The sequence below is a fragment of the Planomonospora parontospora genome, assembly GCA_014647935.1.
Classification (GTDB): domain Bacteria; phylum Actinomycetota; class Actinomycetes; order Streptosporangiales; family Streptosporangiaceae; genus Planomonospora; species Planomonospora parontospora.
This window is the reverse complement of sequence record BMQD01000014.1, coordinates 128,378-148,232: the sequence shown is the minus strand read 5'-3', so window position 1 is coordinate 148,232 and position 19,855 is coordinate 128,378. Positions and strand designations below refer to the sequence as shown.

Here is a 19,855-nt window from a genome sequence, read left to right as displayed (position 1 = left end):
CTGGAGGACGACGGTTCTGGAGGACACGGACGGGTTCGAGGTGGAACTCATCGCCACCGCCATGACGGACCCGTCCTGAGAACCCCGCTCTCGATCGATCCGTGACTCCTGATGACCGCTCGCCCGGAGAAGCGGACAATGGCCGGCCGCTACCTCTGCGAGTGTCGTCCCATGCCGGATGACCGCAGCTCCAGGAAGGCTCAGAACATCGTGAACGCCTGCATCGCCACGCCCCGATCCGCATTCGACGCCGGACGGGCCGGCCTGCAAGCCGGGCACGCCGGGCACGCGGGGCACGCGGGGCACGCGGGGAACACGGACATCCTGCGCGAAACGCTCGGTGGCCGGAAGCCGAGCCGAAGGGGAGCGGCGTGACCGTGAGGCGAGTCCGAGGAGATCGCGGGGGAGACCGATGACCGTGCTCGGTACCCGGGCGCTCAACCGCGCGACGCTGGCCCGGCAGCTGCTGCTCGATCGCGCCGACATACCGGTGCGCGACGCCGTCGCGCACCTCGGCGGGCTGCAGGCGCAGGAACCACAGGAGCCGTTCGTCGGGCTCTGGACCCGGCTGCGCGCGTTCGACCCGGCGACGCTCTCGGGCCTGCTCGTCGGGCGGAGCGTGGTGCGCACCCACCTCATGCGCCGCACCGTCCACCTCCTCACCGCAGAGGACGCGCTCGCCTGGCGGGCCCGCCACGACGCCATGCTGCGCCAGCGGGTGCTCGGGACGTACCGCCACGAGCTCGACGAAGTGGACCTCGACGAGCTCGCGGCGGCGGGCCGGGCGGTCATGGCCGACGGCGAGCCCCGCTCGATGGGTGAGCTCGCCGGGGCGCTCGCCGATCGCTGGCCGGCACCGGGACGGCGGGCGCTGGGGGAGATGCTGGTCGCCGCGCTCCTCCCGATGGCGCAGCTGCCGCCGCGTGGGCTGTGGCGTACGAGGGCGGGTGTGCGCAACGTCCTGCTCTCGTCCTGGCTGGGGCGCGAGATCGACCCGCCGGCCGCGGACGGTTCCGACCCGGTCGGCCAGGCGCTGGTACGGCGCTACCTGGCCGCGTTCGGCCCCGCGGCCTCGGCGGACCTGCGTGCCTGGTGCGGCCTGGCGGGACTGCCGGCCGCCGTATCCGCGATGCGGGGGGAACTCGTCACCTTCCGGGACGAGCGCGGCCGCGAGCTGCTGGACCTTCCCGACGCGCCGCGTCCCGACCCCGACACACCCGTCCCGGTACGGTTCCTGCCGGCGTTCGACAACGCGCTCCTCGGCTACCACGACCGCACCCGGATCGTCGACGACGCCCACCGCGGTCTGTCGGTCGCCGGTGCCCGCGTGGTGCTGGTGGACGGCCGGGTCGCCGCCACCTGGACCACCGAGGCGGACGCCGTGATCGTCACCCCGCTGCGCCGCCTCTCCCGATCCGACCACGCCGCCGTCGCCGAGGAGGGACGGTCGCTGGCGTCGTTCCTGTCCGACGACGACAGTGACCGCGTGCAGATTGACGCGTCCCCCTGAGTTCCGGCCACCGGTGGTGCACTGAACCGAGGCGGAGCGTGGAGACACAGGCCGTGGCCTGCGGTGACGGCGTCGATCGGAGCGCACGGTCCATCCGGTGGGGCACTTGTCTCCCACGACCTCTGCCCGGACTCCGGACTCGCCCGTCTAGGAGGCGCGGGCGGCGAGCAGGCGGCGGGTGATCGTCCGGTAGCGCAGTACCTGCACCACGCCGAGCAGCCAGAACGGATACTGCACGGCGAACGCCCAGCGGAAGGCGTCGAGCCCGGTCCCGCCGTGCAGGTCGAGTGCGACGCCGACGAGGGCGATCACCGACATGGAGGCGACGAAGCCGCCGCCGTTCACGATGCCGCTCGCCGCGCCGATCCGGTCGGCGGGGTTGAAGGTCCTGGCGTAGTCGAAGCCGATCATCGAGCCGGGGCCGTTGGCGGAGAGCGCCACCACGAGTACGGCGAGCAGCCAGAGGGGGGCCCGTCCCGGCCAGGCCAGCACCGCGGTCCACGCCCCGGCGGTGGTGCCGATCACGGTGAGGACCAGCCACGAGCGGTGGAACGGGAACCGCCCGGCGAGGTAACCGAGCACCGGCCCGCAGGCCATGCCGCACAGGGTCAGCGCGGACAGCAGCACGCCCGCCGTGGACGGGTCCAGCCCCTGCGCCTGGACCAGGAACGGATATCCCCACAGCAGCAGGAACGCGGCGGCCGAGCACTGGGTGGCCGCGTGCGTCCACATGCCCAGGCGGGTGCCGGGTTCGGCCCAGGCCGCCCGCAGCCCCGGTGCCTGCCCGGCCGCTCCGGCGGGGCGGGAGTCGCGCAGCACCGCCAGGAGCAGGACCACGGCCGCCACGCCGAGCCCGGCCGCGCCCAGGAAGGTGGGCGTCCAGCCGTACGCGTTCAGGGAGTGGATCAGCGGGACCGCGGAGGCGAGTGCGCCGAGCTGACCGATGATGCCGGTGAGCTGGACCATCACCGGGTTGCGCCGGGCCGGGAAGTGGAGGCTGACCAGGCGGATCACGCTGATGAACGTCATCGCGTCGCCGCAGCCGATCAGCGCCCGTCCGGCGGCGCCCGGGAGCAGACCGGACGAGAAGGCGAAGACGAGCTCGCCGCAGGTCATCACCGCGGCCCCGATGACCAGCATGCGCTTGGAACCGAGGCGGTCGACCAGGACGCCGACGGGCACCTGCATCCCCGCGTAGAACAGGAGCTGCAGCATGGCGAGGAGGGAGAGCCCGGACGGGCCGATCCCCAGCCGGGCGGCGGCCTCCAGGCTCGCGACGCCGAGGGACTGGCGGTGGAAGACGGCGATGACGTAGGCGATGACGCCGGTGACCCAGAAGAGCATCGCTTTGGATCGTGGCGTCATGACCCGAATATTACTTTTGCGAACTTTATGGTGTGGTCGGGGGGTCGCCGCGGGCGACGTCGGTGGGTACATTCGGAGGAGGCGCGGTCCCGCGCCCGACCCCCTTCACCGGTGCCCACGCCACCGGCTCGCGGGGGTAGAGGGGACCCTGGAGTTCTCGGGACGCCGGTTGCACGTGCCCCAGATCCGGCGGGGCGGCGGGAGCGTGGGTCCCGGCGCGACGCCGTGTCCAGGGAGCATGGGATGACCAGCAACAAGTCCTTCAAGAGCCGCGTCCGCACCCGCATGGCCAAGACCGGCGAGAGCTACTCCGCGGCCCGCCGCAACCTCGTCCCCCGCCCCGGTGCGCCCGGCGTGCCGGCCGTCGCTTCCGAGACCGATCCCGGCGTGCCGGCCGCCGTTCCCGCGAGCGGGGAGCCGGGGAACCTCGCGGGCGAGGCCGCTGTTCTCGCGGCCGGCGTGCCGGCGGACCTCGCGAGCGAGGCCGCTGTTCCCCCGGCGGGGCCCGCGGAGGAGGCCGCGGCCGCCTCCCACGAGGAGACGGTCTCCGGGGACGCGATGGCGGCCGCGACCGGCCGCTCGCGCGGCGACTGGTTCGCGCTGCTGGACGGCTGGGGCGCGGTGGACCGTTCGCACGGGGAGATCGCCCGGTGGCTGGTCGAGGAGCACGGGGTGGCCGGCTGGTGGGCGCAGAGCGTCACCGTCGCCTACGAGCAGGCGCGGGGTCTCAGACTGCCGGGACAGCGGCGGGGCGGGGACTTCTCGGTCGGTGCGAGCAAGACCGTCGCCGTCCCGGCCGAACGGGTCACCGCGGCGTTCACCGACGAGGCCCTGCGGGCCCGATGGCTGCCGGAGGCCCCCTTCCGGGTACGGACCGCGCGGCCCGGCCGGTCCGTCACCGCCGACTGGGAGGGCCGGGCCGCCGTCACGGTGCATCTCGTGGCGAAAGGGCCGGACCGGACCCAGATCAGCCTCCAGCACGGCAAGCTCCCCGACGCCGGGTCGGCCGCCGCGATGAAGGCCTTCTGGCGCGAACGCGTGACCGTGCTGAAGCAGGTCCTCGAAGGCTGAGGCTCGGCGGCCGGGGCGGGTCCCCGATGGCCGAGGTCCGGCGGTCGGGGCGGGTCCCCGGCGGCCGGTGTCAAGGCCGCCGGGGATAGCGGATCAGGAGGCCCGCGTGGACGTCCTGGTCCCCGGCGGCGTAGGTGTGCGGGACGTCGGAACGCCAGGAGACGTGCTCGCCGGGCCCGGCCAGCAGGGGAGCGCCGGCCGGTCCGGCGCGCAGCGTCCCGGTGAAGACGGTGAGATGCTCGGTGACGCCCTCCGGGTGGGCGGGCGAGGTCTGCGACGTGCCCGCCGGCACGACGAGCCGGTAGAGCTCGTAGGTGGCGCCCTCCTCCTCGAAGACCTCCAGCAGCACGCCCTGCACGGCCGCGCCGTGGGCGACGGGACCGGTGCCGACGGCGGCGGCCAGGGGGACGCCCAGCTGGGCGGTGACCGCCCACAGGGTCTCCAGGGTCGGGTTGCGGGTGCCGTTCTCCAGGCCGGAGAGCGTCGCCTTGCCGATCCCGGCGCGCCGGGCGAGCTCCGAGAGGGACAGGCCGCGCTCCTCTCGCAGTCTGCGGATCCGCCGTCCGACGTCCGGCATGTCGGTCGTGGGGGTGTCCGCCCTGGGCTGGGGGTTTGGCGCGTCGGACCTCATGGGGCTATCGTGCAGCATGACGCCCGTTCCGTTTACGGAACACCCTGGAGGCGTCGACGGGACGCTCCGGAGGCGTCGTAGGAGCGTCCCGGGGACGCCGCGGGGACGTGAGGGGACGAGATGAATCGCCTGCTGCAGCCCGTGCTGGCCGGGGTGGTGACCGCCCTGGTCGGCTTCGCCAGTTCCTTCGCCGTCGTCCTGGCCGGGCTCCGGGCGGTGGGCGCCGACCAGGCTCAGGCGGCCTCCGGCCTGCTCGCGCTCTGCGTCGCCGCCGGCGCCACCGCGATCTGGTTCGGCCTGCGGCTGCGCATCCCGGTCAGTGTCGCCTGGTCCACGCCGGGTGCGGCGCTGCTGGTCTCAACCGGCGCGGTCGAGGGCGGTTTCCCGGCGGCGGTCGGCGCGTTCGCCGTCTGCGGGGTGCTCCTCACCGTCGCCGGCCTCTTCCCTCCCCTCGGCCGCTCGATCGCGTCCATCCCCGCCCCGATCGCCGGCGCGATGCTGGCCGGGGTCCTGCTGAACCTGTGCGTCGCGCCGGTCCGGGCGCTCGTCGAGGTGCCCGCGGTGGCCGGTCCCGTGGTCCTGGTCTGGGCGCTGCTCAGCCGGTTCGCGCGGATCTGGGCGGTGCCGGGGGCCCTACTGGCCGCCGTCGCGGCCATCGCGCTGACCGGTCCGGGCCTGGGCGCGGTGGACGCGCGCCCGGTGGTCGAGCTGACCGTGCCGTCCTGGAGCGCCTCGGCGATGGTCGGCATCGCGCTCCCGCTCTTCCTGGTCACCATGGCCGCGCAGAACGTGCCGGGCATGGCGGTCCTCGCCGGGTACGGCTACCGCCCGCCGCTGCGCACCGTCCTGGCCGGCACCGGTGCGGCGAGCGCCCTGGCCGCCCCCTTCGGCGGCCACGCGGTGAACCTGGCCGCGATCACCGCGGCCCTGGCCGCCGGACCCGACGCGGGCCCCGACCCCGGCCGCCGGTGGATCGCCTCCGTCACGGCCGGGGTCTCGATGGTCGTCCTGGGCGTCGGAGCCGGCCTGGCGACGGCCCTCGTCCTGCTCTCCCCGCCGGTGCTCGTCGAGGCCGTCGCCGGGCTCGCCCTGCTCGGCGCCCTCGCCTCCGCGATCACCGCGGCCGTCGCCGACCCCGACCGCGTCCAGGCGGCGGTGGTCACCTTCGTGGTCACCGCGTCGGGGCTGACGCTGCTCGGGGTGGGCGCGGCCTTCTGGGGTCTGGTCGCGGGCGGGCTGACGACCCTGCTGCACCACCGCCGGACGGCTCCCGGGGCCGTACCGGAGGAGCCGTCCGGGGAGCCGTCCGAAGAATCGGCCGAAGAGATCAGCCGACGGTGACCGGCAGGTGCCGACCGGGGCGGGGGTCGGGCTCGTCCGGGCCACCGTCCGGGCCACCGTCCGGGCCACCGTTCGGGCCGCCGTCCCGGTCACCGTCCGAACCGCCGCCCTGACCGGGACGGCCGGGCCCGCCGGTCCCGTCGGTGTCGCCGTCCTCGGGCTCGGGCTCGGGCTCGTGCTCCAGCACGGGCAGCCAGTTCAGCCAGCGCGGCAGGTACCAGTTCGCGTCGCCGAGCAGCTTCATCGTCGCGGGCAGCAGCACCGCCCGGACGATCGTGGCGTCGATCAGGATGGCCGCGGCCAAGCCGATGCCCATCTCCTTGAAGCTCAGCATCGACATCGTGCCGAAGATGGCGAACACGCCGACCATGATGAACGCCGCGCTGCTCACCACCCCGGCGGTCGTCCTGATCCCGTGGGTCACCGCCTGCTCGGTGGGCATGCCCCGGTCGAACGCCTCGCGGATCCGGCTCAGGATGAACACGTGGTAGTCCATCGAGAGCCCGAAGAGGATCACGAACAGGAACAGCGGCAGCCAGCTCACGATCGAACCGGTGGACTCGAAGTTCAGCAGGTCCTCGCCCCAGCCGTACTGGAAGACGACGACCAGCACGCCGTAGGCCGCGGCCACCGAGAGCAGGTTCAGCACGATGGCCGTCACCGCCGCGACCAGCGACCGGAAGGACGCCAGCAGCAGCAGGAACGCCAGCAGCAGGACGAAGGTGAAGACCAGCGGCACGGTACGGCCGAGCTGGGCGTTGAAGTCCATCACCCCGGCCACGGCGCCGTGGACGTACGCCTCGGTGACCCGCCCGACGGTCTCGGGCACGACCCGCTCCCGCAGCGTGCGCACCGCGTGCTCGGAGACCTCGTCGGACGCGCCGGAACCCACCAGGCCGACGGAGACCGCGGCCACCGTCCTGTCCGGGTTGACGTTGACGCCGAAGGGCTCGACGGCCTCGCCGGTGGCGAAGGCGCGCTCCTTGAAGCGCTGGATCTCCCGCTGCACCTCGGGCGCGGTCACGTCGCGGGCCTTGAGCACGACGACGGCGGGCGCCTGGCCGCCGGGGAAGGCGGTGCCGATGCGGCGCAGCGTGTCGACGACCGGGTAGTCGCCCTGCAGGTCCGCCAGACCCGCCTCGCCGGTGCGCAGGTCGAACGCCGGGACCGAGAGACCGACCAGGACGGCCCCGGCCAGCAGCACCGAGACGACCGGGCGGCGCAGCACCCCGGTGAGGATCGCGTTCCAGACGCGCCCGCCCCCCTCACGCCCGCCGAGCCTGCGCCGCCAGGTGCGGCCGGTGACCTTGCGGACCGCGCCGTGCACGACCCGCGCCTCGATCCTGTCCCCGATCAGGGACAGGATCGCGGGGAGCACGGTGACCGAGCCGATCATCGCGGTCAGGACCACCAGGATCGTGCCCTGGGCGAAGCCCATGAAGACGCCGTTGCCGGTCAGGAACATGCCCGCCATGGCGACGATCACGGTGACGCCGGAGATGAGCACCGCGCGTCCCGAGGTCGCGGCGGCGATCTCCAGCGCCCGCTCCCGGCCCCGGCCCTTGGCCCGCTCCTCGCGCTCCCGGCGGATGTAGAACAGTGAGTAGTCCACGCCGACGGCCAGGCCGATCAGCAGCATGAGGTTGGTGGTGGCCGAGTCGACGTGCAGGAACTGGCTGGTCAGCGCGAGCAGGCCGAGCGAGCCGAGGTAGGCGGTGAACGCCACGACCAGCGGCACGACGGCGGCCAGCAGCGCGCCGAAGGCCGCGAGCAGGATGCCGAAGGTCAGCGGGACCGACAGCAGCTCCGCGCGGACCAGGTCGCCGGCGAGCGCGTCACCGATCATCAGACCGGAGCTCGCGTCGCCCGCCTGGTCGATCCGCAGGTCCGGATGGGCCTTCTGGACCTGCGCCACGGCGTCGATCACGGGTTTCACCCGGTCCTTGGCCGTCGCGCGCTCGCCCTTCATGTCGAACGTCACCAGCGCGGAGCGCCCGTCGGCGCTGACCGGCGCGGGGGCCTCGGGGTCGTACGGCGTGCGCACGTTCTCCACCCGGCCGGTGGCGAGCACCGCCTCCCGGACGTCCCCGGCCGCCTGACGGAAGTCGGCCGGAACCGCGGAGCCGCGGGCCTGGATCAGCACGCTCTCCCCGGCGGCGTCCGGGAACCCGGCCGCCGCCAGCACCGTCGCGGCCTTGCGGGAATCCCCGCTGTCGCCCTCCCAGGGCTCCATCTTCTGCGTCCCGACGGCGTTGCCCACCAGGGTCGCCGTCACCACGAACCCCACCCAGATCAGCAGCGCGGCCCATCGGTGACGCGCGCTCCATCCGCCTATCGACGCTGCCATGTTCCTACGGCGTGCCATTCCGGCTCCCCTGCTCGTTCTCTTCCGAGATCGAAACTAGGAGCGGGAAGGGGGCCGGGCATCGGCCGTGCAGACCGTCTCCGGGGTCGTCCTCCGTGGGTAGTAGGGCCGGGCGGGTCCACCCGCAGGGCTAGGGGACAACCCCGGCCCGGGGACGGGGGAAGATCAGGGGCGGAGGCGCCGGACCTCAGGGTCGCGCAGACGACTCCGCCGGTACGGGGCGTCGCGCAGACGACTCCGCCGGTACGGGGCGCGGAGCCGTACCGGCGGAGTCGTCTGCGGGCGGACGGGCGGACCCGGCGCGCTCGCGGTGGCGGTGCCGCCGCGGACCGGTGCGTCCACTGCGGCGGTGCTCGGTCGTGGACCGGCGCGCCCTCGCCTCCGGCGCCTACCGGTGGTGCGAGGTGCGCTCGTGGCGGCCGGCGACCAGCTGGTCGGTGGAGTGGCCGGACTGGCGGGGGACGTCGACCCTCTGGTGGGGGGCCGTGGGCTCGTCCCGGTCGTCCACGCCGTCACGGTCGCGGTCCCGGCTCGCGGGCGCGGTGGCCGGAGCGGTGGCCGGAGCGGTGGCGGCGGGGTCGGGGCTCTCCTGGAGCTTGCGCTCCAGCTCGCGCTTCTCCTCCTCCAGACGGGCGACGCGGTCACGCGCCTCCATCCGGGAGTCGCGCAGCCGGCGGCGGCGCGCGGCGGCGTGGCGCATGCCGGCCAGCATCAGCGCGATGCCGAGCAGCAGGACGGCGCCGGTGACGACCCCGGCGAAGAAGAACTCCAGCTGCGAGAGCTGGAACGTGCGGTCGAAGACCGTGAACGACGCGGTGGCGGTGGATGTGGCGGCCTCGTCCCAGGAGACCGCGATCACGGCCGCACCCGCGAGCACGATCAGGAGAAGTCCCAGCACTATCATCGTGACCTCATCTCGGCTGCGGATGTTGCGAGATCTCTGCTGCCCGGGGGGCGCCGGATTATTCGCCTGCCCCTCCGCGTTTTACCCGGACATGGTGGACATCGACGTCGTCGTGGTCGGAGCCGGTCAGGCCGGTCTGTCGAGTTCCTACTTCCTGACCAGGGCCGGGATCGACCACGTGGTGCTCGACCGCTCCCCGCGGCCCGGCGGCGCCTGGCAGTTCCGCTGGCCGTCGCTGACCCTGGGCGCTGCGCACCGCGTGCACGACCTCCCCGGGCTGCCGCTGGGCGTCGCCGACACGGCCCGGCCGTCGTCGGAGGTCGTCTCCGAGTACTTCGCCGCCTACGAGCGGACCTTCGGCCTGCCGGTGCGGCGGCCGGTGGAGGTGCGGGCGGTCCGCGAGGGCGCGGGCGGGCGGTTGGCGGTGGAGACGGCGGCGGGCGACTGGTCCGCGCGGGCCCTGGTCAACGCCACCGGCACCTGGGACCGGCCCTTCTGGCCCCGCTACCCCGGGCAGGAGACGTTCCGGGGACGGCAGCTGCACACCGCCGGCTACACCCGCGCGGAGGAGTTCGCGGGCGAGCGGGTCGTCGTGGTCGGGGCGGGGGCCTCGGCGGTCCAGCTGCTGATGGAGATCGCGGAGGTGGCCGCGGGGACCACCTGGGTCAGCCGCCGTCCCCCGGTCTTCCGCGAAGGGCCGTTCGACGAGGAGGCGGGCCGTACGGCCGTCGCCCGGGTGGACGCCCGGGTGCGGGCCGGGCTCCCGCCGGGGAGCGTGGTGGGGGCGACCGGTTACCCGGTGACCCCGCGGGTGCGGGCGGCCATGGCGGCCGGCGTCCTGGACCGGCTCCCGATGTTCGACCGGATCGTGCCCGAGAGCGTCGTCTGGGACGACGGCCGGTCCGCCGAGGCCGACGTGATCCTCTGGGCCACGGGCTTCCGGCCGGCCATCGGTCACCTGGCTCCGCTGGGGCTGCGCGAGCCGGGCGGCGGCATCAGGGTCGAGGACACCGTGGCGGTCCGCGACCCCCGCGTCCTGCTCACCGGCTACGGCCCGTCCGCCAGCACCATCGGGGCCAACCGCGCCGGCCGTACCGTCGCCCGGCACGTCCGCCGGCTCCTCGCCGGACCGCTGGCCGCCTGACCGGCCGGACCGCCTGATCCGATCGGGCCTTGGTCCGATCGGGCCGACCGGGCATCCGGGACTTTCCGGCTGGCTAGGCTGGCGTGATGGATCGCACCCGCCTGTACCGCGACGGTGTCCTGGTGCGGGAGAACTTCCCGATCGACGACGTGTCGGAGTGCGTCGCCGAGCCCGGCGCCGTCGTGTGGTTCGACCTCTGCGCGCCCACGGCCGCGGACCTGGCGAAGATCAGCGAGGAGCTCGGCCTGCACGAGCTGGCCGTCGAGGACGCGCTCCACGACCGCCAGCGCCCGAAGCTCGACACCTACGACAGCCACCTGTTCATCACCGTCTACGCGGCGCGGCTGGTGGAGGGGCGGATCGAGCTCACCGAGCTGTCGGTCTTCGTGACGGAGAACGCCCTGGTCACGGTGCGGGACGGGGCCGGCTTCGACATCGAGGGCGTGCTCCGGCGCTGGGACGCCAACGCCGCGATGGCCAGGTACGGCGTGGCCTACCTGCTGCACGGCCTGCTCGACCACATCGTGGACGGCTACTTCGAGGTGCTGCAGCCGCTGGACGACCGGATCGAGGAGCTGGAGGACGAGCTCTTCGACGGGGTGGACGGCGACCTGCGCGTCCGCCACCGCCAGACGTTCGAGCTCCGTAAGACCCTGGTGCAGTTCCGGCGGCTGGCGATGCCGATGCGGGAGGTCGTCGGCACCCTGCTCCGCCGGGGCCCGGAAACGGTGGACCCGGTGCTGATCCCGTACTACCAGGACGTCTACGACCACATCCTGCGCGCCGCCGAGTGGACCGACTCCCTGCGGGAGCTGGTGGGCAACATCCGCGAGGCCCACCAGAACCAGCAGGGCTTCAAGCTCAACGAGATCATGAAGAAGGTCACCAGCTGGGCCGCGATCATCGCGGTGCCCACCCTGATCACCGGCTTCTACGGGCAGAACGTGCCCTACCCCGGCTCGGGAGAGCCCGTGGGCTTCTGGGTCTCGACGGCCCTGATCGTCACGGGCACGGCCCTGCTCTACCGGGCGTTCAGAAGACGCGACTGGCTCTGACGGCCGCCGGGCGCTCCGGGGAGCGCCGCAGGCTCCGGCGGGACGGCCGCCGGACGCTCCGGGAGCGCGGGCGGCCCCGGTGGTACGCGGGGCGTGCCGGAGTGCGGACGGCTCCGATGATCCGCCGGGCGTGCCGGAGGTACGATCCGCAGGGCACCCGGCGGCTCCGGCGGGACGCGTGCCGGTGGCCGTTCCCGGCCGCCGCCGTGTCGGCGGCGCCGGATCCGGGAATCGGTGGAGTGCCGGTCGGCGTACGGTCTTCGGAGGGCATGGGTGAGCACGCGGGGAGTGGTCACCGCCTTCCTGGCCGGCGCGGTGATGTTCGCGGTGGTGGCGCGGCAGGACACCGGGGCGGCGACCGCGCCCTCCGGCGGCGCGGTGCGGGCCGCGCCCCTGCAGAACCCCGACGGCGTCAGGCCGGGTCTGGCGCCGGTCACCGGCGGCGACAGGGCCAGGGCGGTGCGGCTGATCAAGCGGCTGAGGACCGCGTCGATGGGGTCGAAGGCCGGTTACTCGCGGGCCCGGTTCGGGGAGAACTGGGCCGACACCGCCGCGGGCGTGCCGTACGCGCGCAACGGCTGCCGGACCCGCGACGACCTGCTCGCCCGCGACGGTGAGAACGTGCGCTACCGCAGGGGCTCGCGGTGCGAAGTGGTCGAGCTGGACCTGCGCGACCCCTACACCGGCAGAGTCATCCGCTGGAGCAAGCGCCGCGCGGACGAGATCCAGGTCGACCACGTCGTCCCGCTCTCCTACGAGTGGCGGATGGGCGCCTCGCGCTGGTCCAGGGCCAAGCGGGAACGGATCGCCAACGACCCGCTCAACCTCATGCCCGTGTACGGCGACGCCAACGAGGCCAAGGGCGGGTCCGGCCCGGCCGCCTGGCTCCCGCCCCGGCGGACGGTCCGCTGCGCCTACGTCGTCCGGTTCGCCCAGGTCGCCCTGAAGTACGGCCTCCCGGTGACGCGGGCCGACAAGGCCGCCATGCTCGCCCAGTGCCGCTGAGTGCGGGGCGGAGGCGCCGTGAAGGAGGCGTGAGGGGCCGGGGCGAGGCGTGAGGGGCCGGGGCCGGTGGACCGGCAGTCGAGGGGCCGGGGCCGGTGGACCGGCAGTCGGCGGGATCAGAAGCGCCGGAGGATCGCCTGCTTGGCCTGGGCGAACTCCTCGTCGGTGAGCACGCCGTCCCGGTGGAGGCCGCCCAGCTCGCGCAGGCGCCGCAGGAGCGCGTCGTGGTCGTCCGGCCGGTCGCCCTCGTTCCCGGCCTCCCCCGCCGGACCTCCGCCGGTTCCGGCGGGGGCGGTCCCCGCGGTCAGGGCGGCCTGCTCCGCGGCGGGCGGCTCGGCGGGGGCCGACGGGTGCGGCAGCCGGGCGAGCACGGCCGCGACGAGCAGCGCGATCGTCCGGGTCTCCTTGTCCATGCCCCACAGCACCAGGCAGTGCGGGTCGTACTTGGGGGCGAGCCGGTGCACCGAGCCCCGGACGTGGAAGCGGACGTGCCCGTTCTCCAGACCGGCGGCCGGGATCCACTCCACGCCGGTCAGCTCGGACAGGGCGATCCGCTGCGAACCGGCGGACTTCTTGGTCGACTCCACCGCCCAGCTCCACTCCAGGCGGACCGACTCGCCGTCGAACGTCGCGGTCCCGTCCCCCGCCGACGCCGTCAGCGGCACGCTCGGGCCGGGCATCAGGTAGCGGGAGACCGGCCCGTCCGGCACCTGGTCGATGACCAGGGCGTTGCGCACCTCGTCCACGAAGTAGTCGGCGACGCCGGTGCGGTCGGGCTCGACGGCCAGCTGGTAGGGATCGGCAGAGTCCGGGATGCGGCCGCGCGCGGCCTGGTTGAACGGGTCGGCGCCCTCACGCAGGCGCAGCCGGAGCCGCCCGCCCTTCTTTCCGGGCTCGTGGGAGACGCCGGCCACCGCCTCCAGCGGTACGGTCACCTCGCCGAGCAGCTGCCGCAGCTTGTGCACCCCCCGGTCGCGGCCCGGCACGATCCGCAGGATCTCCCCGTCGAACGTCCACGTCCCGTCCCGCCCCATGACCTCCGCCATATGCCCGATCTTATGCAGAAGCGGACTTCTCGGGCCGAGGCCGGGCCCGGGGAGGTGATCGCCGCCGAACCCGGCACCCCGGTGCGACGGCGGGTCTTCTATCCTTTCAATTCCATTCCACTCCCGATCCGGCAGGCGAAGGAACCCTCGTGACCTCCTCGGTGACCTCCTCGGCCTCTTCCCCCTCCCCGGCTCTGAACGCCGCGGAGCTGACCGCCGAGCGCGACCGCGCCCGGCGCGACTACGAGGAGCTGGTCCGGCGCGGCCTCTCCCTCGACCTCACGCGGGGCAAGCCGTCGCCGCGCCAGCTCGACCTCGCCGAGGCGCTGCTGACGCTGCCCTCGGGCGGCCACCGCGCCGCCGACGGGACCGACACCCGCAACTACGGCGGTCTGCAGGGCCTGCCGGAGCTCAGAGAGATCTTCAGCGGCCTCCTGCAGGTCCCGGCGGCGCAGCTGGTGGCGGCGGGCAACTCCAGCCTCACGCTGATGCACGACTCCGTCGTGCACGCGCTGCTCAGCCGCCTGCCGGGCGCCGAGCGCCGGTGGGCGGACGAGCCCAGGATCGCCTTCCTGTGCCCGGTGCCCGGATACGACCGGCACTTCGCCCTGTGCGAGCGATTCGGCATCGAGCTGATCCCGGTGCCGATGACCGCCGACGGTCCCGACATGGACGTCGTGGAGCGCCTGGTCCGCGAGGACGCCCAGATCAAGGGCATCTGGTGCGTGCCCAAGTACAGCAACCCCGACGGCGCCTGCTACAGCGACGAGACCGTGCGCCGCCTGGCGTCCATGCCGGCCGCGGCCCCGGACTTCCGGATCTTCTGGGACAACGCCTACGCCGTCCACCACCTGACCGACGAGCGCGTGGAGATCGCCGACCTGCTGGCGCTCTGCGCCGAGAGCGGCAACCCCGACCGGGCCTTCGTCTTCGGCTCCACCTCGAAGATCACCTTCGCCGGTGCCGGGGTCGCCTTCTTCGGCTCCTCCCCGGACAACGTGGCCTGGCTGATCGGCAACCTGGGCAAGGGCACCATCGGCCCGGACAAGATCAACCAGCTCCGCCACGCGGAGTTCCTCCGCGACGCCGACGGCGTGCTCGCGCACATGGAGCGCCACCGCGAGCTGCTGCGGCCGAAGTTCGACGCGGTGGAGGCGATCCTGAGCAAGGAGCTGGGCGGCACGGGCCTGGCCACCTGGTCGCGCCCGGCGGGCGGCTACTTCGTCAGCCTCGACGTGCTGGAGGGCTGCGCGCGCGAGGTGGTACGCCGCGCGACCGAGGCGGGCATCGCCCTGACGCCCGCCGGGGCGACCCACCCGTACGGGAAGGACCCCCGCGACAGCACCATCCGCATCGCGCCCAGCTACCCCGAACCGGAGGAGCTGGAGCTCGCCATCGCCGGTCTGACCGTGTGCGTGCGGCTCGTCGCCACCGAGAAGCTGCTGGAGGCGGCCGGCTGACGCGCGGCCGCCCGCCGGGCTTCCCCGCTGCACGCCGCCGGGAAGCCCCTCCGGCGGTTCGCCGGCCGTACCGCCCGGGGTGCCGGGCGGTACGGCCGCTCCGTTGCGGGTTCCGGCGGAGCGGTCTGCAGGCCGTTCCGCCGGAACCGCTCCACCGCCTGCTCCGGAGAAGAGGCGGGAACGCCGCGGCGCAGCGGTGATCCATGGGACATCCTTGGATCAAGAGGTCACGGGTGGTTCGAGCCGGAGGGACGGGACTATGGCCGTCGGGTTCCGCAAAGTCGCCGGGGACATCAAGGCGCGCCGCAATCTGGACGTGTACGCCGTGGCCGCCGTCACCGTGGTCTTCGCGGTCCTGTCGACGATCGGCGACGTGCTGCCCGACGACCTCAAGTGGACCGTCGTCCTGGCCGGGATCGGCCTGCTCGTCTACCGGGTCGCGGTGCCTCCCGAGCCCGCGCAGAGGCAGGACGACCTCCTGGGCGACCGCTCGGCCTACGAGCACGTCCCGCTGCACGTCCGCTTCCGCCAGGCGCGGGACGTGCGGATCCTCGCGCCCTCGGCGGTGAACCTCCTCTCGCCGCAGACCTGCGAGCTGCTGCGGAGCACCGTGCTCTCCCGCGCGGACGGCACGCTGCGGGTGCTCGTCCTCGATCCCGCCGAGACCGCGGCGGTCGGGATCGCCTCGGCCCAGCTCGACGACTCCGTCGACGTGCCCGTGCAGCGGCTGCCCGACGCGGTGCGCACCACCGTCGGCCATCTGCGGACCATGGGCCGCTGGCAGGTGAAGGGCGACTTCGGGGCGCGGCTGCTGCCCTACAGTCCCGGGTTCAGCCTCATCGCACTGGACCCGGACACCGCGCACGGAAAGGTGATCGTCGAGACGCACGGGTTCCGCGACACCTCGACCGCCTCCCGCATGCATCTGGAGCTCACCAGGGAGAACAGCCCCCGCTGGTACGCCTACTGGCTGCAGCAGTTCGAGCACGCCTGGCAGTCCGGCGCACCGCTCGACGGCGCGGCCCGGGCCTCCGGGTCCGCCCGGCCTCCCGGATCCCCCGGCCCCGGGGGATCCGCCGATCCCGCCGCGCCCGTCCAGGCCTGAGGGCGGCCCGGCCGGGGATCGGGGAGAAGCCGGGGAGGCCCGGGAGAAGCCGGGCCGGAAGGCGGTCACGGACGGGAGGGTCGCCGCCGGGACGGAGGACCGTCACCGAAGTGAGGGCCGCCGGGAACGTCGTCACGGACGTGAGGGACGCCGCCGGGCGGAAAAGTTGTCACGGACGTGAGCGATGCCGCCGGGCGGAATGTGCGCCGGTGCCAGGAGACGCCCTCCTGACTCCGGGGTAACGTCCGAAGCCGGGAGGCATCCGTGTCCGCTGTCCATGACGTCGAACGCCCGCCGGCCGACATCCCCCGCGAGTTCGCCGAGGTGTTCCGGCCCTACCTGGACGACCTGGCCGACGAGATGATCGGGGAGATCCGGGCGAGCGTGCCGGAGTACTCCCGGCCGAGCGGCGCCTACGCGCGCATCGTGCGGCGGGCCGTGGAGGAGGCGCTCGCCGGGTTCGTGAACCGGGTCGGGGACCGGAGGGTGAGCCGGACCCGGCTGCTGGAGGTCTACCGGGGGATCGGCGGAGGCGAGGCGAGCGAGGGCCGCCCGCTGGACTCCCTGCAGTCCGCGCTGCGCATCTGCGCCCGGGTCGCCTGGCGGAGGCTGGCCACCGAGTCCGAGCGGCTGGACCTCTCCCGGCAGCGCATGTGCGACATCGGGGAGGCGATCCTGGTCTACCTGGACGAGATCGCCGCGGCGGCGGCCGAGGGCTACGCGGAGGCGCAGGCGAGGGCGGCGGGCGAGCTCGAACTGCGCCGCCGCAGGCTGCTCAACCTGCTGGTGGCCGACCCGCCGCCCGACGCGCGGGCGGTGGAGGACCTGTCCCGGTCGGTCGGCTGGACGCCGCCGCGCACGCTGGCCTGCGTGGCGCTGGCCCCGCGCAGGCCGGGCGAGCTGCCCAGGCCCGGCCTCCCGCCCGACGTGCTCGCCGACCTCGACCGTTCCGACCCCTGCCTGGTGGTGCCCGACCCGGACGGCCCGGGCCGGCAGGCTCTCCTGCGCCCCCTGCTCTCCGACTGGACCGTGGCCGCCGGTCCCGCGGTCAGGACGGGGGAGGGCGCGCTCTCGCTGCGGCTGGCCGTACGGGCGCTGGACCTGGCGCGCCGGGGCGTGCTCGCCTCCGACGCGGTGATCAGGGTGTCCGACCACATGTCGGCGATCATGATCTTCCGGGACGAGACGCTGATCCAGCTGATGGAGCGGACGCGGCTCGCCCCGCTGCGCGGACTCAAGCCCGGCCAGCGCGACCGGCTCGCCGAGACGCTGCTGGCCTGGCTGCAGAGCGGTTACAACGCCAACGAGGCCGCGGCACGGCTGCACATCCATCCGCAGACCGTGCGATACCGGCTGCGCCAGGCCGTGGAACTCTTCGCCGACCAGCTCAAGGACCCGGACGGCCGGTTCGAGCTGGAGGCCGTCCTGCGGGCCTGGGCGCTGCGCGCCGGGAAGAGCGGTGATCGCGCCAGGCCCCTTCCCGGCCGCAGCTGACCGCCTCCGGTCGAGCCCGGTCCCGTACCGGACCCGTCGCCCTCCCGCCTCGGACCGCCGGGAGCGCCGCGGATGCGAGCATCGGATCCGGTACGGGATCGGGAGGCGGGTTTCGGATGTCACACGATCGGGGGCTGCCCCGTCCTCATGACGTGAAGAACGATCTCGACGGGCTCGCGGCGGAGTTCCACGCGATCCGGCCCCGGCTGGTGGGGGTGGCCTACGGGCTGCTCGGCACCGTGGACGAGGCCGACGACGTGGTGCAGGACGCGTGGCTGCGGCTGGTCCGGGCCGACCGGACGGAGATCCGGGACGTCACCGGCTGGCTGGTGGTGACGGTCTCCCGGCTGGCGCTGGACGTGCTCCGCTCGGCGCGCGTGCGCCGGGAGGAGTACGTGGGGCCGTGGCTGCCCGAACCCGTGGTGGAGGAGGCCGACCCGGCCGAGCGGGTGACGCTGGACGAGTCGATGAGCCTGGCGATGCTGGTCGTGCTGGAGTCGCTCAGCCCGGCCGAGCGCACCGCGTTCGTGCTGCACGACGTGTTCGGGCTGTCGTTCGACGAGGTGGGCCAGGCGGTCGGGCGCACGCCCGCGGCCTGCCGCCAGCTGGCGGCCCGCGCGCGGCGGCACGTCTCGGCCCGAGCGCCCAGGTTCGACGTGGACACCGCCGAGCACCGCAGGGTGGTGGAGGCCTTCGCCGAGGCGTCGGCGGGCCGGGACCTCGGCGCCCTGCTGGCGCTGCTCGACCCGGACGTGGTGCTCCGCAGCGACGGCGGCGGGGTGGTCAGAGCCGCCCGGCGGCCGATCCTCGGCGCGGACCGGGTGGCCCGCTTCGTGCTCGGCGTGGCCGAGCGTTTCGGCGCGGGCCACCGCCTGCGGCCGTCCACGGTCAACGGGCGGCCGGGTCTGCTCCGCTTCCAGGGGAAGGACCTCATCGGGGTGATGGGGCTGACCGTGGCGGACGGCCGGATCACCGAGATCGACACCGTGATGAATCCCGAGAAACTGAGGAGAGTCCGATGAAGGCACGGATGAACGTCGGAGAACTGGCTCCGGAGGCGTACAAGGCGATGCTGGGCCTGGAGGGGTTCCTGCGCACCAGCACGCTGCCGCACGCCACGCTGGAACTGGTGAAGCTGCGCGCCAGCCAGATCAACGGCTGCGGGTTCTGCGTGGACATGCACGCCCACGAGGCGAAGAAGGCCGGGGAGAGCGACGAGAGGCTCTTCTCGGTGGCGGCCTGGCGGGAGGCGCCGTACTTCACCGACGCCGAGCGGGCGGCGCTCGCGCTGGCCGAGGAGGCCACCCGGCTGGCCGACCGGGGCGAGGCCATACCCGACGCGGTCTGGGAGGAGGCGGCCCGGCACCACGACGAGAAGACGCTCGCCGCGCTGGTCGTGGCGATCGCCACGATCAACGCGTGGAACCGCATCTGCGTGACCACCCGGCAGATCGCGGGCTCGTACCGGCAGGGCTGACGGCGCACCGATCGCCCCGTGCGGACCGGCGGCCCGCCGCCCTCCGCACGGCCCCCCGGACGGCGCACCGACCGCCCCGTCGCCCCCCGGACGGCGCACCGACCGCCCCGTCGCCCCCTGCACGGCCTCCCGGACGGCGGCCGTCTCTGCGATCATGCCGGGATGACGGAGAACGGTGAGAACACGGCCGAGAGGCCGAGCAGGCGGGAGATCTCCGAGGCCGTCGGCGAGGCGGGGTGGCGGTACGTGCTGGGCGCCCTGCAGACGACGGTACGGGTGCCCTCGCTGCGCCGGGCGGCCGACGTCGCCGCGCGCGTGGCGGAGGCGGCCGGCGACGGGGCCGACGGCGGTCTCTGGATGGACGTGCGCGGCGACCGGCTGGTGCTCACGCTGCAGTCGCTCGCCGCGGCGACGGTGACCTCCGAGGAGGTGGAGCTCGCCGGCCGGATCTCCGCGGTCGTGCGGGAACTCGGCCTGCGGCTCTCACCGGGGGTCGACGATCCGGAGCCGCGCTCGGTGCAGCTGGTCGAGATCGCGATCGACGCGCTGGACATCGCCCGGATCCGCCCCTTCTGGAAGGCGGTGATGGGCTACGTCGACGAGGCCGGCGCGGACGGCCCGGAGGACCCGCTCGTCGACCCGTTCCGCCACGGCCCGGCGATCTGGTTCCAGCAGATGGACGAGGCCCGCCCGCAGCGCAACCGCATCCACCTGGACGTGTCCGTCCCGCACGACGAGGCGCCCCGCCGGATCGAGGCGGCCCTGGCCGCCGGCGGCGTGCTCCTGTCCGACGGGCGCGCCCCGTCCTTCTGGGTGCTGGCGGACGCGGAGGGCAACGAGGCCTGCGTGACGACCTGGCAGGGCAGGGACTGACCTGGCCGT

The 19,855-nt window shown here is 74.1% G+C and carries 17 protein-coding genes; 12 read left to right on the top strand and 5 right to left on the bottom strand.

All coding sequences use genetic code 11. From position 1 onward, the window contains the following. Positions 1–412 precede the first annotated feature (412 nt). Positions 413–1,510, top strand: a complete 1,098-nt coding sequence (locus IEZ07_RS22185; protein ID WP_191896477.1) for a winged helix DNA-binding domain-containing protein — start codon at positions 413–415, stop codon at positions 1,508–1,510. A gap of 147 nt (positions 1,511–1,657) precedes the next feature. Here IEZ07_RS22185 and IEZ07_RS22180 read toward each other — a convergent pair whose 3' ends face one another. Continuing rightward, positions 1,658–2,875, bottom strand: coding sequence for an MFS transporter (locus IEZ07_RS22180; protein ID WP_239320604.1), 1,218 nt, complete (start codon positions 2,873–2,875; stop codon positions 1,658–1,660). A 243-nt stretch (positions 2,876–3,118) separates the two neighbouring features. On the opposite strand from IEZ07_RS22180, the gene IEZ07_RS22175 reads away from it, so the two are divergent. Beyond that, on the top strand, positions 3,119–3,946 hold the full coding sequence (locus tag IEZ07_RS22175; protein WP_191896476.1) for a DUF4287 domain-containing protein: 828 nt from the start codon (positions 3,119–3,121) through the stop codon (positions 3,944–3,946). Between the two features lie 70 nt (positions 3,947–4,016). Here the strand turns inward: IEZ07_RS22175 and IEZ07_RS22170 are convergent, their stop codons facing one another. Further along, positions 4,017–4,577: a helix-turn-helix domain-containing protein gene (locus tag IEZ07_RS22170; protein ID WP_239320602.1), complete on the bottom strand. Its 561-nt coding sequence runs from the start codon at positions 4,575–4,577 to the stop codon at positions 4,017–4,019. Positions 4,578–4,697: 120 nt separating this feature from the next. Between IEZ07_RS22170 and IEZ07_RS22165 the strand changes: the two genes are divergently transcribed. Continuing rightward, positions 4,698–5,918 (top strand): benzoate/H(+) symporter BenE family transporter, encoded by a 1,221-nt coding sequence (locus IEZ07_RS22165; RefSeq protein WP_191896474.1) that lies wholly within the window; start codon positions 4,698–4,700, stop codon positions 5,916–5,918. Here the strand turns inward: IEZ07_RS22165 and IEZ07_RS22160 are convergent. Both IEZ07_RS22160 and IEZ07_RS22155 read right to left on the bottom strand, forming a co-directional pair. Then, positions 5,905–8,265 (bottom strand): MMPL family transporter, encoded by a 2,361-nt coding sequence (locus tag IEZ07_RS22160; RefSeq protein WP_204054600.1) that lies wholly within the window; start codon positions 8,263–8,265, stop codon positions 5,905–5,907. The genes IEZ07_RS22165 and IEZ07_RS22160 overlap by 14 nt on opposite strands. A 406-nt stretch (positions 8,266–8,671) precedes the next feature. Continuing rightward, positions 8,672–9,187, bottom strand: coding sequence for a hypothetical protein (locus IEZ07_RS22155; protein ID WP_191896472.1), 516 nt, complete (start codon positions 9,185–9,187; stop codon positions 8,672–8,674). A gap of 91 nt (positions 9,188–9,278) precedes the next feature. Here IEZ07_RS22155 and IEZ07_RS22150 point away from each other — a divergent pair, with 91 nt between their 5' ends. The 3 genes from IEZ07_RS22150 to IEZ07_RS22140 all read left to right on the top strand — a co-directional run bounded on the left by IEZ07_RS22150 (position 9,279) and on the right by IEZ07_RS22140 (position 12,391). After that, entirely contained in the window at positions 9,279–10,331 is a 1,053-nt protein-coding gene (locus tag IEZ07_RS22150) for an NAD(P)-binding domain-containing protein (RefSeq protein WP_191896471.1), read from the top strand. An 86-nt stretch (positions 10,332–10,417) separates the two neighbouring features. After that, positions 10,418–11,386 (top strand): magnesium transporter CorA family protein, encoded by a 969-nt coding sequence (locus tag IEZ07_RS22145; protein ID WP_153054310.1) that lies wholly within the window; start codon positions 10,418–10,420, stop codon positions 11,384–11,386. Between the two features lie 273 nt (positions 11,387–11,659). Then, positions 11,660–12,391: an HNH endonuclease family protein gene (locus IEZ07_RS22140; RefSeq protein WP_204054599.1), complete on the top strand. Its 732-nt coding sequence runs from the start codon at positions 11,660–11,662 to the stop codon at positions 12,389–12,391. A 116-nt stretch (positions 12,392–12,507) separates the two neighbouring features. On the opposite strand, the gene IEZ07_RS22135 is transcribed toward IEZ07_RS22140, so the two are convergent. Beyond that, positions 12,508–13,437: a DUF4429 domain-containing protein gene (locus IEZ07_RS22135; protein WP_191896470.1), complete on the bottom strand. Its 930-nt coding sequence runs from the start codon at positions 13,435–13,437 to the stop codon at positions 12,508–12,510. Between the two features lie 149 nt (positions 13,438–13,586). On the opposite strand from IEZ07_RS22135, the gene IEZ07_RS22130 reads away from it, so the two are divergent. From IEZ07_RS22130 to IEZ07_RS22105, 6 genes are all read left to right on the top strand, one after another. Next, positions 13,587–14,897, top strand: a complete 1,311-nt coding sequence (locus tag IEZ07_RS22130) for an aspartate aminotransferase type Ic (RefSeq protein WP_239320600.1) — start codon at positions 13,587–13,589, stop codon at positions 14,895–14,897. A gap of 259 nt (positions 14,898–15,156) precedes the next feature. Beyond that, on the top strand, positions 15,157–16,002 hold the full coding sequence (locus IEZ07_RS22125) for a hypothetical protein (RefSeq protein ID WP_191896469.1): 846 nt from the start codon (positions 15,157–15,159) through the stop codon (positions 16,000–16,002). Positions 16,003–16,266: 264 nt separating this feature from the next. Continuing rightward, positions 16,267–17,496 (top strand): PucR family transcriptional regulator, encoded by a 1,230-nt coding sequence (locus IEZ07_RS22120; protein WP_239320598.1) that lies wholly within the window; start codon positions 16,267–16,269, stop codon positions 17,494–17,496. A gap of 152 nt (positions 17,497–17,648) precedes the next feature. Further along, positions 17,649–18,518, top strand: coding sequence for an RNA polymerase sigma factor SigJ (sigJ, locus tag IEZ07_RS22115; RefSeq protein WP_239320596.1), 870 nt, complete (start codon positions 17,649–17,651; stop codon positions 18,516–18,518). Further along, positions 18,515–18,973, top strand: coding sequence for a carboxymuconolactone decarboxylase family protein (locus tag IEZ07_RS22110; RefSeq protein ID WP_191896467.1), 459 nt, complete (start codon positions 18,515–18,517; stop codon positions 18,971–18,973). The genes sigJ and IEZ07_RS22110 overlap by 4 nt, the downstream gene beginning before the upstream one ends. 162 nt (positions 18,974–19,135) lie before the next feature. After that, positions 19,136–19,846 carry a VOC family protein gene (locus IEZ07_RS22105; protein WP_191896466.1) on the top strand — a complete coding sequence of 237 codons (711 nt, stop codon included), beginning with the start codon at positions 19,136–19,138 and terminating at the stop codon, positions 19,844–19,846. Positions 19,847–19,855 lie beyond the last annotated feature (9 nt).

Bases quoted from the DNA above. Each gene is read 5' to 3' on its own strand.
- IEZ07_RS22155 (WP_191896472.1), bottom strand. From the start codon at position 9,187: ATGATAGTGCTGGGACTTCTCCTGATCGTGCTCGCGGGTGCGGCCGTG.
- IEZ07_RS22150 (WP_191896471.1), top strand. From the start codon at position 9,279: ATGGTGGACATCGACGTCGTCGTGGTCGGAGCCGGTCAGGCCGGTCTG.
- IEZ07_RS22135 (WP_191896470.1), bottom strand. From the start codon at position 13,437: ATGGCGGAGGTCATGGGGCGGGACGGGACGTGGACGTTCGACGGGGAG.
- IEZ07_RS22145 (WP_153054310.1), top strand. From the start codon at position 10,418: ATGGATCGCACCCGCCTGTACCGCGACGGTGTCCTGGTGCGGGAGAAC.
- IEZ07_RS22180 (WP_239320604.1), bottom strand. From the start codon at position 2,875: ATGACGCCACGATCCAAAGCGATGCTCTTCTGGGTCACCGGCGTCATC.
- IEZ07_RS22175 (WP_191896476.1), top strand. From the start codon at position 3,119: ATGACCAGCAACAAGTCCTTCAAGAGCCGCGTCCGCACCCGCATGGCC.
- IEZ07_RS22185 (WP_191896477.1), top strand. From the start codon at position 413: ATGACCGTGCTCGGTACCCGGGCGCTCAACCGCGCGACGCTGGCCCGG.
- IEZ07_RS22160 (WP_204054600.1), bottom strand. From the start codon at position 8,265: ATGGCAGCGTCGATAGGCGGATGGAGCGCGCGTCACCGATGGGCCGCG.
- IEZ07_RS22105 (WP_191896466.1), top strand. From the start codon at position 19,136: ATGACGGAGAACGGTGAGAACACGGCCGAGAGGCCGAGCAGGCGGGAG.
- IEZ07_RS22125 (WP_191896469.1), top strand. From the start codon at position 15,157: ATGGCCGTCGGGTTCCGCAAAGTCGCCGGGGACATCAAGGCGCGCCGC.
- IEZ07_RS22110 (WP_191896467.1), top strand. From the start codon at position 18,515: ATGAAGGCACGGATGAACGTCGGAGAACTGGCTCCGGAGGCGTACAAG.
- IEZ07_RS22165 (WP_191896474.1), top strand. From the start codon at position 4,698: ATGAATCGCCTGCTGCAGCCCGTGCTGGCCGGGGTGGTGACCGCCCTG.
- IEZ07_RS22170 (WP_239320602.1), bottom strand. From the start codon at position 4,577: ATGAGGTCCGACGCGCCAAACCCCCAGCCCAGGGCGGACACCCCCACG.